This window comes from Lapillicoccus sp. (assembly GCF_025353065.1).
GTDB lineage: Bacteria > Actinomycetota > Actinomycetes > Actinomycetales > Dermatophilaceae > Lapillicoccus.
This window is the reverse complement of record NZ_JANXRJ010000125.1, coordinates 1-15,115: the sequence shown is the minus strand read 5'-3', so window position 1 is coordinate 15,115 and position 15,115 is coordinate 1. Positions and strand designations below refer to the sequence as shown.

General features: G+C 71.5%; 13 protein-coding genes. 8 read left to right on the top strand and 5 right to left on the bottom strand.

All coding sequences use genetic code 11. The features are described 5' to 3' along the window. The coding region (locus Q0R63_RS10345) for a glycoside hydrolase family 2 TIM barrel-domain containing protein (protein WP_295697002.1) at window positions 1–2,744 on the bottom strand (2,744 nt) is incomplete at its 3' end. 64 nt (window positions 2,745–2,808) lie between these two features. On the opposite strand from Q0R63_RS10345, the gene Q0R63_RS10340 reads away from it, so the two are divergent. Together Q0R63_RS10340 and Q0R63_RS10335 are read left to right on the top strand one after the other, a co-directional pair. Next, on the top strand, window positions 2,809–3,402 hold the full coding sequence (locus Q0R63_RS10340; protein WP_295696999.1) for an NTP transferase domain-containing protein: 594 nt from the start codon (window positions 2,809–2,811) through the stop codon (window positions 3,400–3,402). 21 nt (window positions 3,403–3,423) lie between these two features. Continuing rightward, window positions 3,424–4,404, top strand: a complete 981-nt coding sequence (locus Q0R63_RS10335; RefSeq protein ID WP_295696998.1) for an NAD(P)H-quinone oxidoreductase — start codon at window positions 3,424–3,426, stop codon at window positions 4,402–4,404. A gap of 26 nt (window positions 4,405–4,430) precedes the next feature. Here Q0R63_RS10335 and Q0R63_RS10330 read toward each other — a convergent pair whose 3' ends face one another. Further along, entirely contained in the window at window positions 4,431–4,868 is a 438-nt protein-coding gene (locus tag Q0R63_RS10330) for a hypothetical protein (RefSeq protein WP_295696997.1), read from the bottom strand. 130 nt (window positions 4,869–4,998) lie between these two features. Here Q0R63_RS10330 and Q0R63_RS10325 point away from each other — a divergent pair, with 130 nt between their 5' ends. Beyond that, entirely contained in the window at window positions 4,999–5,532 is a 534-nt protein-coding gene (locus Q0R63_RS10325; RefSeq protein ID WP_295696995.1) for a hypothetical protein, read from the top strand. Between the two features lie 408 nt (window positions 5,533–5,940). On the opposite strand, the gene Q0R63_RS10320 is transcribed toward Q0R63_RS10325, so the two are convergent. Further along, window positions 5,941–7,905, bottom strand: a complete 1,965-nt coding sequence (locus Q0R63_RS10320) for a CocE/NonD family hydrolase (RefSeq protein WP_295696993.1) — start codon at window positions 7,903–7,905, stop codon at window positions 5,941–5,943. A 382-nt stretch (window positions 7,906–8,287) separates the two neighbouring features. Between Q0R63_RS10320 and Q0R63_RS10315 the strand changes: the two genes are divergently transcribed. From Q0R63_RS10315 to Q0R63_RS10305, 3 genes are all read left to right on the top strand, one after another. Next, entirely contained in the window at window positions 8,288–8,905 is a 618-nt protein-coding gene (locus tag Q0R63_RS10315) for a bacterial proteasome activator family protein (protein WP_295696991.1), read from the top strand. A 388-nt stretch (window positions 8,906–9,293) separates the two neighbouring features. After that, complete coding sequence (locus Q0R63_RS10310; protein ID WP_295696989.1) at window positions 9,294–9,581, top strand: hypothetical protein; 288 nt, start codon at window positions 9,294–9,296, stop codon at window positions 9,579–9,581. Window positions 9,582–9,607: 26 nt separating this feature from the next. Beyond that, window positions 9,608–10,120: a hypothetical protein gene (locus tag Q0R63_RS10305; RefSeq protein ID WP_295696988.1), complete on the top strand. Its 513-nt coding sequence runs from the start codon at window positions 9,608–9,610 to the stop codon at window positions 10,118–10,120. Between the two features lie 88 nt (window positions 10,121–10,208). Here the strand turns inward: Q0R63_RS10305 and Q0R63_RS10300 are convergent, their stop codons facing one another. Continuing rightward, window positions 10,209–11,858 carry an FAD-binding dehydrogenase gene (locus tag Q0R63_RS10300; protein WP_295696987.1) on the bottom strand — a complete coding sequence of 550 codons (1,650 nt, stop codon included), beginning with the start codon at window positions 11,856–11,858 and terminating at the stop codon, window positions 10,209–10,211. A 10-nt stretch (window positions 11,859–11,868) separates the two neighbouring features. Continuing rightward, window positions 11,869–12,756 (bottom strand): LLM class F420-dependent oxidoreductase, encoded by an 888-nt coding sequence (locus Q0R63_RS10295; RefSeq protein WP_295696986.1) that lies wholly within the window; start codon window positions 12,754–12,756, stop codon window positions 11,869–11,871. A 16-nt stretch (window positions 12,757–12,772) separates the two neighbouring features. On the opposite strand from Q0R63_RS10295, the gene Q0R63_RS10290 reads away from it, so the two are divergent. Further along, on the top strand, window positions 12,773–13,411 hold the full coding sequence (locus Q0R63_RS10290) for a DUF998 domain-containing protein (RefSeq protein ID WP_295696984.1): 639 nt from the start codon (window positions 12,773–12,775) through the stop codon (window positions 13,409–13,411). Between the two features lie 49 nt (window positions 13,412–13,460). After that, the coding region (locus Q0R63_RS10285; protein WP_295696982.1) for a metallophosphoesterase at window positions 13,461–15,115 on the top strand (1,655 nt) is incomplete at its 3' end.

The following is a 15,115-nucleotide window of genomic DNA, read 5'->3' as shown; positions in this document are numbered from 1 at the left end:
CGGGAGCCGTTCTCCTGCGGGCGGACGTAGGGCACCTGGAGCTCGTCGACCGAGGACGTCCACCAGCCGAGCCGGGCGCCACTGCCGGTGTCCGGATACCGTTGTCCCGGGCCGTAACCCGACCAGGCGACACGCGTCGGTGTGGTGTCGTGGCCGTCGCCGTTGATGTCGCCGAGGACGAGGTCGAGACCGATCCGCGCCCACGTGGGTCCCCAGTCGCCCGACGGGACGAGGGTCGTCCGGAGGCTGACCGTGGTGCCGTCGGAGGACCACCGGGAGGTGACGTCGACGTAGCGGTCGCGGACCGGTGCGGCGACCCGCTGGACGACGACGAGTGCGGCCTCTCCCCCACCCTCACTCCCACCCTCGGCGTCGACCGAGACCAGCCGGGTCATCAGCCGGTGCAGACCCTGATCGGTCCAGTCGTCGGCGTCCCGGACCTCGCGCAGGTGGTCCTCGCCGTTGTCGTTGTCGGTGGGCGCGCGCCAGAGCCCGAGTCGGGGGCCGTCCACCGGGATCCCCCCGAGCTCGCTCAGGGTGCCGGTCGCGCGGTCGAACGTCGCCAGGCCGAGAGTCCAGCCGTCGGTGGTCGGCTCGGGTGTCGCGCGGGCGGTCTGTCCCGTCGCCTTGGCCCCGGACGCGTCAGAGGTCCCGGACGCCTGGGCAGCGGAGGCGGTCCCCCCGGGCTGGGTCCACGCGACCTCGTGCCCCCCTGGCGCCCAGGGGAGCTCGTCGACCAGCACCGCCGACAGGGTGAGCACGCCCGCGTCGTGCGCGGGCGGCATGCCGGCGCGTGCCTCGGCCGGGAGGTCGAGCGTGACCGACCCACCGGCGGGCACGTGCAGGACGCCCAGTGACCCGGAGGCCTGTGGGCCATCGGCCACGTCGACCCGCCAGACCAGCTCGAGGTGGCTCGCGTCGCAGAAGTCGAAGAGGCTGCGGACCGTCACGGTCGACCGGTCGTCGGCGACCGTCATGCGCAGCGGCTGGACGGCGCTCTTCCAGTCGACGAGGCCGGGGCGCGGCTCCCGGTCGGCGCTGACGAGACCGTCGCAGACGAAGTTGCCGTCATGGACGACCTCGCCGAAGTCACCTCCGTAGGCGAAGAACTCGGTCGTCGTGCCGTCGCTCGCCGTGTGGGTCTGGCGGATTCCGTGCTCGACCCACTCCCAGACGAAACCACCATTGAGGCGCTCGTGCGACTCGAACAGCTGCTGATACTCGACGATCCCACCGGGGCCATTGCCCATCGCGTGGACGTATTCGCAGAGGATGAACGGCATCGCGCGTCGGCGGGCGTCCGCGGCGGAGTCCTCGAGGGTGGGCTCGGAGCGCGTGCCCCAGTCGGCCACCTCGTCCGGGTGGGTATACATGCGGGACATGACGTCGACGGCGACCCCGTCGAGATCGGGCTCGTAGTGGACGAAGCGCGACGGGTCGAGCTCGCGCACGAGGTCGGCCATCACCGGGACGTTGACCCCCATCGACGACTCGTTGCCGAGCGACCACCCGATGACGCAGGCGCGGTTGCGGTCGCGGGTGACCGTGCGCCGGACCCGGTCGAGCAGGGCCGGCTGGTAACGCTCGTCGTCGATCGGGTTGCCGCGCCAGTCCACGAAGTAGAAGCCGTGGGTCTCCTGGTCGACCTCGTCGACGAGGTAGAACCCGAGCTCGTCCGCGACGTCGAGCAGGTCGGGGTGCGGCGGGTAGTGGGAGGTGCGGATCGCGTTGACGTTGTGCTGCTTCATGAGGACGAGCTCTTGGCGGAGCAGCTCGGCGGGGACGACGCGGCCGAGGTCGGGGTGGTGCTCGTGCCGGTTGACGCCGCGCAGCAGGACGCGTCGGCCGTTGACGCGGATGGCGCCGTCCCACGTCACCGTGCGGAAACCGACCCGCTCGGTGATCGTCTCGACCGGTGTCGTCACGACGACCTCGTAGAGCCGCGGCGTCTCGGCGGTCCAGCCGTCCACCGTTCCCACGTCGAGGGATTCGCCGACGGAGCCCTCGATACCCAGCTCCGACAGCGTGACTCGCGCGTCGCTCGTCCCGGTACCGGTGACATCGACCCGGAGCGTGCCGCGGCCGCCTGCCCAGTCGGCCCGGACGACGAGGTCCTCCACGGCGCCCTCGGGGTGGGCGAGCAGCGTGACGTCGCGGAAGATGCCCGGCAGCCACCACATGTCCTGGTCCTCGAGGTAGGACGAGGCCGACCACTGGGCGACCCGCACCGCGAGGACGTTCTCTCCGGGGACGAGCACCCCTGTCACGTCGAACTCCTGGGACAGCCGACTCCCCCGGGTGCTCCCGAGGTGCGTGCCGTTGAGCCACACCTCGCCGGCGTTGTCGATCCCGTCGAAGCGCAGCCGCGCACCGTCGAGGAAAGGCGTGGTGGCCGTGAAGGTCAGCCGGTGGTCGCCGATGCCGTTCGCGTCCGGCGGGTGCGGCACGTCGATCGGGAAGGGAAACTGCACGTTGGTGTACGCCGGTGCGCCGTAGCCGTGCATCGGCCAGCTCGAGGGCACGGGGATCTCGTCCCACCCGCTGTCGTCGAGGTCGACGGCCTGCGGGCCGGGGCCCGCGGTCGCGAGCGACGCGGCATACCGGAAGCGCCAGGTGCCGTTGAGCGACTGCTGCGCGAGGCTGCTGCGGAACCGGGCCCGTGGGGCCACGGTGCCCTGGCTCGGTGCCCGTGAGGCGAGGTCGAGCGGGGCGGAGGGGACGGTGGAAGAGGGGGCCGAAGTCACGGGTCACACGCTATCGACGCGCCGCACGCGCTCTCGCGGGGGCGGGGGTGGGGGACGATGGGGGATGACCGACGTGACCGCGATCGTCCTCTGCGGGGGTGGGGCGTCCCGCTTCGGCGCCGACAAGCTGGTGCAGGCGCTCGGAGGAACGACGGTGCTCGGCCTCCTCATGGAGAGCCTGCCGACGTCGTGGTCGATCGTGGCGGTCGGGGACGAGCGTCCCCTCGACCGCACCGCCACCTGGGTGCTCGAGGACCCACCCGATGGCGGGCCGCTGGCCGGGATCGCCGCCGGGATCGCCCTCGTGACAACGGAGCTCGTCGTCGTCCTGGGTGGCGACATGCCCTTCGTGGGGCCGTGGGCGCAGCGGCTGGCGGCCGAGCTCGGCGACACGACCGACGCTGACCTGGCCGGCGTCTGCGCGCGCGGCGAGGACGGTCGCGACAACCCGCTGCTCGCGGCATACCGGAGGGCGGCGATCCGCGCGGCCCTCCCCGAGGTGACGCGCGACGGTCGTGCCCGGCTGCTCCTCGACCGCCTGCCCCACCACGCGCTGACCGTGCCCGAGGCCGATCTCCTCGACGTCGACACCCCGGCTGCGCTGGAGACGGCGCGGGCGAGGGTCGACCCCGGCCAGGCTCCATCGGGGCAGGTCTGAGGCACGGCTAGGGTCGGTCGCATGAAGGCCATCACGCTCCCATCTGCCGGCGGCGCCGACGCCCTGATCCTCGCCGAGGTCCCGAGCCCCGTGCCCGACGAGGGAGAGGTGCTCGTCGACGTGGTCGCGGCCGGCGTCAACCGCGCCGACGTGATGCAGCGGGAGGGTCACTACAACCCTCCGGCCGGGTCCTCGACCTACCCCGGGCTCGAGGTCAGCGGCCGGGTCGCGGCCCTCGGCCCGGGCGACGTGCAGGGGTGGCAGGTCGGCGACGAGGTCTGTGCGCTGCTGACCGGCGGCGGGTATGCCGAGCAGGTCGCCGTCCCCGCGGGCCAGCTCCTGCCCATCCCCGAGGGCGTCGGGCTGGTCGCCGCTGCCGCACTCCCCGAGGTCACCGCAACCGTGTGGTCCAACGTCTTCATGACCGCGAATCTCCAGCCGGGACAGGTGATCCTCATCCACGGCGGCTCGTCCGGGATCGGGACGATGGCCATCCAGCTCGCCCGTGAGGTGGGGGCGCGCGTCGCGGTCACCGCCGGCTCGATGGGCAAGCTCGAGGCGTGTCGCGCGCTCGGCGCCGACATCCTCGTCAACTATCGCGACGAGGACTTCGTCGAGCGGATCCGGGAGGAGACCGATGGCCACGGCGCCGACGTCATCCTCGACGTCATCGGCGCGAAGTACCTCGCCCGCAACGTCGACGTCCTCGCGGTCAACGGCCGCCTCGTGGTGATCGGCCTGATGGGCGGCCGGACCGCGGAGATCGATCTGGGCGTGATGCTGGCCAAGCGGTGCGCGCTCATCGCCACGACCCTGAGGGCCCGCCCGGCCGACGAGAAGGCGGCCATCGTCGCGGCCGTCCGCGAGCACGTCTGGCCGCTCATCGGCACCGGTCGCGTGCACCCGGTCATCCAGTCGACCCGCCCGCTCGCCGAGGCTGCGGAGGCCCACCGCGAGATGGAGGCGTCGGCGCACATCGGGAAGATCCTGCTGACGACCTGAGTAGCGGCCGGTCGGTCGGGTCGGGCTCAGGACTTCGGTTCGAGGGTCGCGACGGCTGCGGAGACAGCGCGCTCGTACTGGCCCCGGACGAAGACGAAGGGCCCGAACCCGGTGTAGTCCCAGGCCGGCCGATGCGGTTGGGCGAACCCGCTCCACCCGACGCGTGCGGACTCCACGTCGATCGCCACCTCGAGCGGCCAGCAGCCGACCTCGCCGCAGTCGCAGCCCAGGAGCCAGGCCCGACCGGGGCGGGGCCACTGGCCGTCTCCGAGGCCGAGAAAGTAGCGGCTGAGGTCGCCGAAGTCGAAATGGTCCAGGACCAGACCGGCGTAGCCGCCGGTGGGCCGGTAGCCGCGACCCGTTTCGAAGCCGGCCACCAGATCCACGAGCGGAACCCCGTTGACCTCAGGCATGAGCTGGGGGGGCGTCGTCGGCAGGACGGTGAAGCGCACGACATCGGCCACCGCGGGAGCATCTCATGCTTCCTGGGGCGGGGCGTCGACAGAGCCGGGTCGGCTGCGCCAACGGCCCTCTCGAATCTAGGATCGGGGCCATCGAACGTGAGGTGACGGCGAACCCGAGGAGGAACCGCGAATGCGTTCCCGGATGCAGGCGGCGCCGTGGTGGGTGTGGTCCCTCGTCATGGGCCTCTACTTCGCCGCCGTGCTTGCCGTTTTCGGACTGTCCCAGCGCCCGCAAGGCGTCCTGCCGACGATCGTCGGCGCACTCGTGGGCGGCGGCTTGTTCGGCGGCTTCATGGGGCCCTACCTCGTCCGGCAGCGAGACTCCGCACGAGTCGCCATGTCACCCTCGGGCAGCGACGGGCTCGACGAGACACGGAGCAGCGAGGCCATCCGGGCCGCGAGCAGGGGAGGCATCCCCCGGGACCCGGTCGTACGCGAGGCGGCTGCCCGCCTCGTGCGGTACCGCCTTGCCCTCGCGGCCGACCAGCGGCGTTGGGCGATCCCGATGTTCGTGGTGCTGATCGGCGTCGCCGTGGTGCTGGCCCTCTTGATGACGCTCCTGTGGTGGCTGGCGGTGGTGCTCTTCGGCGCCGCGCTGGTCAGCATCGTCGTCCAGCCGCGGCGGATGGCCGCCCGCCTGCGGCAGCTCGAAACGGGGTCCTGAGACGCGGGCGGGAGTCCGCCAGCGTCACCGTCGGTGGAATCGCCGATGTCTGGACAGGGGTGATCCCACCCACGGGTCCGCTCTCCGTCGGCCCCCCACCCGACAGACCTCGGCTCGAAATCGCCCAGCCCAGGGATCGGGTGGACTTGACCCCGTCAGGGCGTGGTCATGTCCACCCGATCTCCCCCTCAGTGCTTCCGGTCCGGCACCAGCTCGGTGGCTGGCAGCCGCACCCGCGTCGAAGCGGCCACTCCGTGGGGCCCGTGCCGTCAGGCGGACGCCCTGGGCGCCTGATCGCCGAGCACCCGGTCAACCACACAGACAAAGGGCCGCCAGCCGACCGGCATACCGGGGTGGAGCGGGCACCTTTGCGCCTTCTGTAGGTTTGGCGGACCGGCCGCCGCACCCTCAGCCCAGCGGCAGCGGCGGTATGCCGCGTGACCCCGCCCCCCCGACAGCCGGCGAGACCGCGCCCATCACCGCGCCCGCGACCGGGCCCGGCATGATCGTCACCCCCGACGTCAGCGGCAGGCTGAGCGAGCTCTGGGTCAGGTCGATGGTGATCGTCGCCCCGGTCGAGTTCGGGGTCGTGAACTCCGTGTCGCTGAGGCTGACGACGACCCCGAGCTGGTGGCCCGCGGCCAGGGTCACGTCCTGCGCGCGCAGCGGGATCGTGATCAGCCGCCACTTCGCAGGGACGAGCGGCGTGGGGTTGATGCTCGAGTGCGCGTGCGAGGCGTCCACCCAGCCCCGGCTGAGCACTGAGGCGCTGCTCGCCGCGAAGAGGTGGTTGACGTCGAGATAGCAGGCGCTGTCGACCGGCGTGCTCTGGCCCCAGCACGACGACGTGCTCGCGTTGGTCACGCCCTCGCCCACAGGGCGCATGCTCGCTCCGTAGTCGACGAGCTTGGCCGTGATCGGGGTGTCGGTGCGGTCGGCCCGGACCCGTAGGGTCACCGTCGGCGTCCCCGACAGCCGCACGTCCTTGCTCAGTGGCGCGGACGTGAACATCAGCCGCCCGGCGACCGGCTGCGACGGCGTGGAGATGGCCTGCTGCTCCGTCAGCGAAGGTCGATCGGCCAACGCCAGCATCCCCCCGAGGGTGCTCCCCAGCCCGTCTGTGCCCAGCTTCACCACGGTCGCGGCTCGAGTCGTCGGCCAGGACGCCTGTCCCACAAAGGTGTTGGGGGAGCGCTCCACCGTGACCTGCGGCTGGTCGAGCACGCCGTTGGGCAGCCCCATGAGCTCGTAGTCGAACCACTGGTGCAGCTGCGATACCCAGGCACTGCGCCGGTAGTCGAACGGGTCGACGTGACCCTCCTGGCTGAGCCAGAGCTTGCGGGTGATCCCGTTCTGCCCCAACGCCGCCCACCACGTCGACAGGTTGTCGGTCTGGACGTTGGTGTCGTTCACACCGTGCGACTCCAGCACGCTGGCCGTCACCCTGCCGGCGTCCTTGAGGTAGTTGCGGGCCTGCCAGAAGGCGTTCTGGTCACCCGAGGCATCGTCCGCGGACACGTCGAGCTGAGCCCGCTGCGCGTCACAGACCCCGTCGGTGCGGCCCACGGCGCCGGTGAGGTAGCTGGGGTAGTTGTCGTAGTAGACGACCCCGTGCGAGCGCGTGTAGAAGTACCAGTTGTCGATGGCGGAGATCGGCACGATGGTCTTCAACCCCACGACGCCGGTGGCCGCGACCCCGTTGGCGAGGGTCCCGTCGTAGGACTTGCCGATCATCCCGACGGCCCCCGTCGCCCAGGCCGCCGTGGCCGGCTTGCCGGCCAGGTCGACCGCCGTGTTGCGGCCGTTCAGCCAGTCGATGACCGCCGTGATCCCGGCGATCTCGCCGGGTCCGCCCAGGTCACCGCACCCGGTCGAGCGGTTGGTGCCGAGCACGTCGACCCCCACCTCGGCATACCCGCGGGGCACGAAGTAGTTGTCGTAGTAGAGCGGCATCGCGGCGATGACGCCCTTGCTGTCGTAGGTCTTCAGCTGGCTCTCGTTGCCGCGCCCGCAGCAGAGGAAGTAGGGCGAGGCGTCCATGATGACCGGCACCTTCTGCCCCGCCGAGGCGGGCTCGCCGGGGCGGATGATGTCGACCGCGATGGTGTCGGGCTTGCCGTCCTTGTCAGTGTCCATCCGCGTCGCCACCCGGATCGACTCGTGGATCGCCTTCGCGTAGGAGTAGACCGGATCCGTCTGGCTGCCCTGCACCGACGAGAGCACTTGAGGCGCCCCCGCCGCTCGAGCCATGGGGGCCGCACTCGCCCCCGAGGACGTCCCCAGCGCGACCGTCGTCCCGATGAGCACGACGAGGAGGGCGACGAGGGACGGACGGGCAGGACCGGGACGGGGGCGCGCAGGCCGCATCAGCATGCAGCGGACGTTACGCATCAGTCGGTCATCCCGCTCGCCGGAACGGTGTCGGCGTGACAGATCCGGACCCATCGTCGCCGGAGCGGGCTGCGTCCATCCTGTGAGAATCCCGAGAATGGCCCGTTTGAACTATGCCCTGACTAGGTCGGACCCCTCATGATGGATGCGGCTGCCCGTGTGGTGCTGACGCCGTCGGCATCACCCTGCCCCTGTGGTAGCCACGGACGGCAGGGGTGACGGCGTGAGTCTCGCCCCTGCCGTTCTTCGTCCGCGGTTCGTCGTCCGCCCCAGCCGGTATGCCGATGGGTTGCCGTTTGTCGGCTGGCTCGCCCTGAGCGCCCAGCCGCGCCAGCCCGGTGGTCCTGTGCGGCAGGATGGGGACATGAGCGACGAGCACACCGGCCAGCCCGGGCAGCGATCCGACGAGGGCGCCACGAGGGAGTCGCGGATCGTCGTCGTGACCCAGGACGGGATGGGCGTCTCCTCGCCCACGGGACCCTCGGGGTCTTCGGGATCATCGGCTGCGGGTGGAGCGGGCCACGAGCAGACCAACCCCGCCGACCTCGTCGAGCAGCCGGCCAAGGTGATGCGGATCGGCTCGATGATCAAGAACCTCCTGGAGGAGGTCCGCAACGCGCCGCTCGACGAGGCCGGTCGCACCCGTCTCGCCGAGATCCACACCCGCTCGATCCACGAGCTCAAGGCCGGGCTGGCGCCCGAGCTCGTCGACGAGCTCGACCGCATCTCGCTGCCGTTCACCGAGGCGGCCCCCTCGGACGCGGAGCTGCGGATCGCCCAGGCCCAGCTCGTCGGGTGGCTCGAGGGCCTCTTCCACGGCATCCAGACGGCGCTCTTCGCGCAGCAGATGGCGGCCCAGCAGCAGCTCCAGGGCATGCGACGGGCTCTCCCGCCCGGGCAGGGCGGGGGCCCCGAGGGAGGCGCCGGACCTGATGGCGGTGCCTCCGGACCCTTCGGCGCACCCACCGGCCAGTACCTCTGACCTCCCTGGCTCCCAGCCGCCGCACACCGCACCGCCGCAGCGCAACCAGCCACCGCAGACGACAAGGGGACCGATGAGTCGGGAACAGCCGCCACCCACCCAGCCGGTCGGGCCGCCACCAGCGGGTCAGCCGGGTCAGGGTGGCCAGCCGGGTCAGGGTGGCCAGCCGGGCGAGTGGGGAGGTGGCGTCCCGGCCTCCTACGGTCCCTGTCCGCCAACCCAGCCGGGCTGGGAACACGCACCGGACCAGGGCTATACCGGCCCGTATTCTGGTCCACCTCCGCCCCGGCACCAGTCCGGGTATGCGGTCGCTCCCCAGGCGCCCTCGGCCCCCCGCGACCCGTCCACCACGTAGCGCGCCATCCTCCAGATCGCCTGTCCCGTCCTGATGGTCATCGCCCTCGCTGTCGCCGAGAACGGCCGTCGCGGCTATACCGACTGGACCCTCTGGGCCCTCTTCGCCACCGTCGGGGCGCTCGTCCAGCTCGCCCCCCTCGTGGTCAAGGGTGATCCGCAGCGGAGCTGGACCACCGGCGCCATCGGCGTTGTTGCCCACATCGGCTACTGGGTCGTCATCGTGCTCCCCGGCATCGACACCAATACCGGGTTCCTCCAGACCTTCGCTGTCGCTGCGGCCGCCGTCGGATGCTGGTTGACGCCCGGCCGTCGGATCTGACTCTGCGAGAGGGGAGTTCGATGGCGATGGGATCCGAGTCCGAGACCGGCGTGCTGGGGCCCGACCCGGCCGGACGCCTGCGCGGGGCAGCCCGCCGACTCACGGGCATGTCGACGGGCCGGTGGCTGCTGCTGGGCGTCGTGCTCGCCGTGCTGTCGCTCGGCCTGCCGTGGTCCCACGCCTACGGCTCGGCAGGGGTCCGCATCCCGGGGTGGTACGTCGGGGGTATCTGCACCACGAACTACGCGGACGGCACGGTCGACTGCCCCCTCGGCTACGTCTCGCCCGGCCTGACCGTCGCCACCTCCCACCAGGCGGCCGGGCTCCGGTCCGTCGCCCGGTTCTACGTCGCCGCAGCCGTCGTCCTCGCGCTGGTCGGCTGGCGACGTCAGGCCCGGGGTGCGGTCCTGCTCGCGATCCTCAGCCTCGTGCTGTCCGTGTTCGTCGTCTCCCGGTCGCTCACCAGCGGCGCGGCGACGGTCCTGCTCGCCGCCGCCTGCCTCGGGATCGTGGCCCGCCGGCTGCGGGTGCCCGGCTGACCCACGACGTCCGCGCGGAGGGGACACCGGTGTCGCGTCCGGGCGGACGTTGCGGGGAGCCCGTATGCCGCGCCGTCAGATCGCGCCGTCAGATTGCGTCGGCGGCGGCGCGCCCGGCCGTGCGGCCGGAGAAGATGCAGCCACCGAGGAAGGTGCCCTCGAGCGATCGGTAGCCGTGCATCCCGCCCCCGCCGAAGCCGGCGACCTCGCCGGCGGCATACAGGCCGGGCAGAGGGGTGCCGTCCTGGGCGAGGACCCGTGACGAGAGGTCGGTCTGCAATCCGCCGAGCGTCTTCCGGGTGACGACCGAGAGGCGGACGGCGATGAGCGGGCCGTTCTTCGGGTCGAGGATCTTGTGCGGGGTCGCGACGCGCGCCAGCTTGTCGCCGCGGTAGGTGCGGGCGCCGTGGATGGCGGTCACCTGGGCGTCCTTGGAGTACTCGTTGTCGAGCTGGGCGTCGCGGTCGGCGATCTGGCGCTCGAGGTGGGCGGCGTCCAGCGGCGCGTCGGGGGTGATCTCGTTCATCTTCGCGACGAGCTCGCCGATGGTCGTGGCCTGCACGAAGTCCTCACCCCGGTCGAGGAACGCCTGCACCGACGCCGGCGCCCCGGGCCGGACCCGGCCGAGCACCTGCAGCACGGACCGGTCGGTGAGGTCGGGATTCTGCTCGGACCCGGAGAGGGTGAACTCCTTCTCGATGATCTTGTGGGTGAGGACGAACCACGAGTGGTCGTGGCCGGTGGTCCGCAGGTGGGCCAGCGTCCCGAGGGTGTCGAAGCCCGGAAAGTACGGCGGCGGCAGCCGGTCGCCGTTGCCGTCGAACCACATCGAGCTCGGTCCGGGCAGGATCCGGATCGCGTGGCCGGGCCAGATGGGGTCCCAGTTGTGGACGCCCTCGACGTAGTGCCACATCCGATCGGGGTTGATCAGGCTCGCCCCGGCCCGCTGGGTGATGGAGAGCATCCGGCCGTCGACATGGGCCGGGACCCCGGTCACCATCCGCTCGGGCGGCCGCCCTAGCCGCTCCGGCCAGGTCTTGCGGACCAGGTCGTGGTTGCCGCCGATGCCGCCGGACGTGACGACGACGGCCTGCGCGGAGAGCGCGAAATCACCCACCCGGTCGCGGTTCGTCGTCATGCCCCGGGGTTCCGTCGTGGTCCCGAGGACGGTGCCCCGCACCCCGGTGATCGTGCCGTCGTGGACCGTGAGCTCGTCCACCTGGTGGCGGAAGGCGAACCGCAGCAGCCCGTCCTGCTCCGCCTGGATCGCCTTGCGCAGGAAGGGTTCCACCACACCCGGGCCCGTCCCCCACGTGACGTGGAAGCGCGGCACGGAGTTGCCGTGGCCCCCCGCTCGCCCGTCGCCGCGCTCGGCCCACCCGACGACGGGGAACCAGCGCATGCCCTGCTCGTGCAGCCAGGCGCGCTTCTCCCCCGCGGCGAACTCGACGTAGGCCCGCGCCCAGAGGCCCGGCCAGTGGTCCTCCGGCCGGTCGAAGCCGGCGGTGCCCTGCCAGTCCTGCCAGGCGAGCTCGACCGAGTCCTTGATCCCCATCCGTCGCTGCTCCGGCGAGTCGACCATGAAGAGCCCACCGAACGACCAGAAGGCCTGGGCGCCGAGGTTGGCCCGCGACTCCTGCTCGACGACGATCACGCGTCGGCCGCGGGCGGTGAGCTCGGTGGCGGCGACGAGGCCCGCGAGGCCCGCCCCCACGACGATGGCGTCGGCGTCGGTCATGGGGACGAGCCTACGAGCGGCCGGCGACCGCCAGACCCTCGGCCTGTCGGACGAGGTCGGGGACCTTGTCGAACGAGCCCGGCTCGTGGGCGTTGCGCATGCCGAACAGGGCGTGGTCGGTGCCGATCGCGGCATACGCGCCGAGCTTCTCGACGACCTGGTCGACACTCTCGTTCACGAGGTCGACCTGCATGAGGATGGTCTTCTGGATGTCGGCGTAGTCACGCCCGACGTCGTCGCAGTGGCGCCGGATCACGTCGTACTTCTGCGCCACCGCATCGGTGCCCATGTCGAAGATGTTGCAGGCGTCGGCATACTGCGCCACGAGCTTGAGCGTCTTCTTCTCGCCGGTGCCGCCGATGAGGATCGGCGGGTGCGGCTTGGTCAGGGCCTGCGGCGAGTTGAGCGGCCGCTCGAGCTGGTAGTGCTCGCCCTCGAAGGGGGACTCGTCGCCCGCCCACATCTGGTGGGCGATCCGCAGGGTCTCCTCGAGCCGCTCAAAGCGCTCCGAGGTGGAGGGGTAGGGGACACCGAGGCCGCGGTGCTCCTCCTCGTTCCAGGCCGCGCCGATGCCGAGCCACGCGCGGCCGCCGGAGAGGACGTCGAGGCTGGTCACGGTCTTCACGAGCAGGCCTGGGTGGCGGTAGGTCACGCCGGTGACCAGGGTGCCGAGGGTGATCTGCTCGGTGATGCCCGCGGCATACGCGAGGGCGCTGTAGCCCTCGATCATCTCGTTCTCCGGCGGGCCGATCATCGAGATCTGGAAGAAGTGGTCCATGACCCAGAGGCTGGCGAGGCCGGCCTGGTCGGCGTCACGGGCGATGCGGGCGAAGGTCGGGCCGATCTGGTCCGGTCCGGTGCCGAAGGTGAAGTTCGACTGCTGGAGTCCGAGTTTCATGTGTTAAACCTAGGTGGTGAGTCAACCGCTCAACGGGCGACTGCGCCCCCTCCCGTGGTGGGCGCTGCTGTCGGCAGTCATCGCACCGGTCGCCTACATCGGCGGGTGGCTGTATGCCGGTGCCCGCACCACCGCCTACGACCCGGTGCGCTCCTCCGTCAGCGACCTCGCCGCGGCGAACGCCCCCCACCGCTGGATCATGACGGTGGCCCTGCTTATCACCGGCGTCGCGCTGCTGGTCACCGCGGTCGGCCTGCGCCCCGCCGACAGTGCGGGCCGGGGCCTGCTCGGGATCGGCAGCGTCGCAACCCTGATCGCGGCGTGGATCCCCAACACCCACGTGGGTCACAACTACGTGGGCCACATGATCGCCACCTACCTCGCGTTCGCCGCCCTCAGCCTCTGGCCGGCCGTCATCGCCCGCAACGCGCCGGGTGCGCCGCTGGTGATCCGACCGACCTTCGGCAAGGCGGCGGCCATCGTCATGGGGCTCCTCTTCCTGCTCACCGTCGCCGACATCATCACCGGTGGCGCCACTCTCGGGCTGCGCGAGCGGGTGCTGACGACGACCCAGCTCGTCGTCCCACTGCTCGTGGCCCTCGGGGTCGCCCGCCTCCCGTCGCCGGTGCTGCCCGAGCAGGTCCTGCACGCCTGACCCGCTGCTGGCCCGCCCCTGACCCACCCCGAACTACAGTTGAGGGGTCATGAGGGGCAACCGCTGGGTCTCCGGGGCCACACGGGTCATCCGGTGGTTCGCGATGCTGGCGGTCTGCTACGTCGGCGGGGTCGCGGCGACCAATCTCGCACCGACGACGATCGAGACCACGAACTACTCGGGCACCGTGCGGCTCTCACCGCTCCCGCAGCGGACAGCGGTCCTGCACAGCCCGACCATCCTCGGCGACATCGACCTCGACTTCCGGTCGCCCCTGCTGGCGCCGGGCATCGAGGTGGCCGTCTCGGTCAAGGACAACATCACCTCGGTCTTCACCAGCCGCAACCTCGACGTCGCGACGCTCCAGCCCTCGAGCGCCGAGATCTCCACCGCGCTGCGCGACGCCGCGACAGGAGTCGGCTGGCGCTTCCTCTCCGGCGCGGGGACGGTCGCCCTCGCGCTGGCCCTGGCCCTGCACTACGCGCGTCACCGCCGGATGAGGGCCCGCCCCAACGGCCGCAACGCCCTCACGGTCGGCGCGGCAGTGGTCGTCGCCTGCGGCCTGACCGGCGGCGGGATCTTCCTGACCTACCGGCCCACCAACTTCGTCAGCTATCGCACCACGGGGCTGCTGCTCGACGTCGAGCGCAACCGTGACGTCCTCCAGGCGGTGCAGGACCGCAGCTCGCAGGCCACCCCCTACGTGCTCAACCTTCTCGCCCTGTCCAAGTCGTTGCAGGAGAACCTCGTCCCGTCCGAGCTCGATGCCAGGGTGTCGAGCCGGATCCTGCTGGTCTCGGACGTCCACGGCCAGAACGCCTACGGCCTGATGAAGTCGATCATCGACAGGGAGAAGATCGATGCGGTCATCGACAGCGGCGACCTCGTCAACTTCGGGAGCGCGACGGAGGCGGACGCCGCCGGGATCTTCACCGGGATCCGCTCGCTGGGTGTCCCCTACGTCTTCGTCGGGGGCAACCACGACTTCGCATCGCCCGCCGACCGGACCCTGCTCACCCGGTTGGCGACCGTCCCCAATGTCGTGCTGCTCCAGCCGGACAACCGGACCTACACGGCCTACACGCTGCGGGGGCTGCGGATCACGGGGTTCAACGACCCGCGCTACTTCGGCGACGACGCCCGGAACACCGACGCCAAGCAGAAGCCGGCGGTCGACCTCTTCAACCACACGATGAAGGACCAGGTCACCCCGGACGTCGTCGTCGCCCACGAGCCGGGGGCGGCGCAGGGAGCGGACAAGACGGGCCTGCGCATCAACGGGCACCTGCACCTCGCCGGCCTCGACGGCAACCGGATCACGGTGGGCACCTTCACGGGCGGCGGGGTGGTCTCGCACTACGTCCCGGAGGAGGGCTCCGGTGAGCTGCGCGGCCAGCCCTACGCCTTCGACATCGCGGCTTTCGACACCACCTGCCGACTCAGCTCGCTGACCCGGTTCACCTACCGCAACCTCATCGAGGGGGCGCCCGTCTACGACAACGTCACGGTCCTCAACGGCCGCAGCATCGAGGCCGAGCCGGTGTCGTCGGACGGGCAGCCGCGCAGCTGCGGGGTCGACAGCGCCACGGTGCAGGCGAGCATCCCGGCGATCCCGCTCGACACGGATCCAGGCACCGGGCCCGGCCCGGACTCGACCCTGAGCCCCGGCACGGACTCCCCCACCGCGCCCTCGTCGCGCGCCCT

Bases quoted from the DNA above. Each gene is read 5' to 3' on its own strand.
- Q0R63_RS10335 (WP_295696998.1), top strand. From the start codon at position 3,424: ATGAAGGCCATCACGCTCCCATCTGCCGGCGGCGCCGACGCCCTGATC.
- Q0R63_RS10325 (WP_295696995.1), top strand. From the start codon at position 4,999: ATGCGTTCCCGGATGCAGGCGGCGCCGTGGTGGGTGTGGTCCCTCGTC.
- Q0R63_RS10295 (WP_295696986.1), bottom strand. From the start codon at position 12,756: ATGAAACTCGGACTCCAGCAGTCGAACTTCACCTTCGGCACCGGACCG.
- Q0R63_RS10305 (WP_295696988.1), top strand. From the start codon at position 9,608: ATGGGATCCGAGTCCGAGACCGGCGTGCTGGGGCCCGACCCGGCCGGA.
- Q0R63_RS10320 (WP_295696993.1), bottom strand. From the start codon at position 7,905: ATGCTGATGCGGCCTGCGCGCCCCCGTCCCGGTCCTGCCCGTCCGTCC.
- Q0R63_RS10300 (WP_295696987.1), bottom strand. From the start codon at position 11,858: ATGACCGACGCCGACGCCATCGTCGTGGGGGCGGGCCTCGCGGGCCTC.
- Q0R63_RS10340 (WP_295696999.1), top strand. From the start codon at position 2,809: ATGACCGACGTGACCGCGATCGTCCTCTGCGGGGGTGGGGCGTCCCGC.
- Q0R63_RS10315 (WP_295696991.1), top strand. From the start codon at position 8,288: ATGAGCGACGAGCACACCGGCCAGCCCGGGCAGCGATCCGACGAGGGC.
- Q0R63_RS10310 (WP_295696989.1), top strand. From the start codon at position 9,294: ATGGTCATCGCCCTCGCTGTCGCCGAGAACGGCCGTCGCGGCTATACC.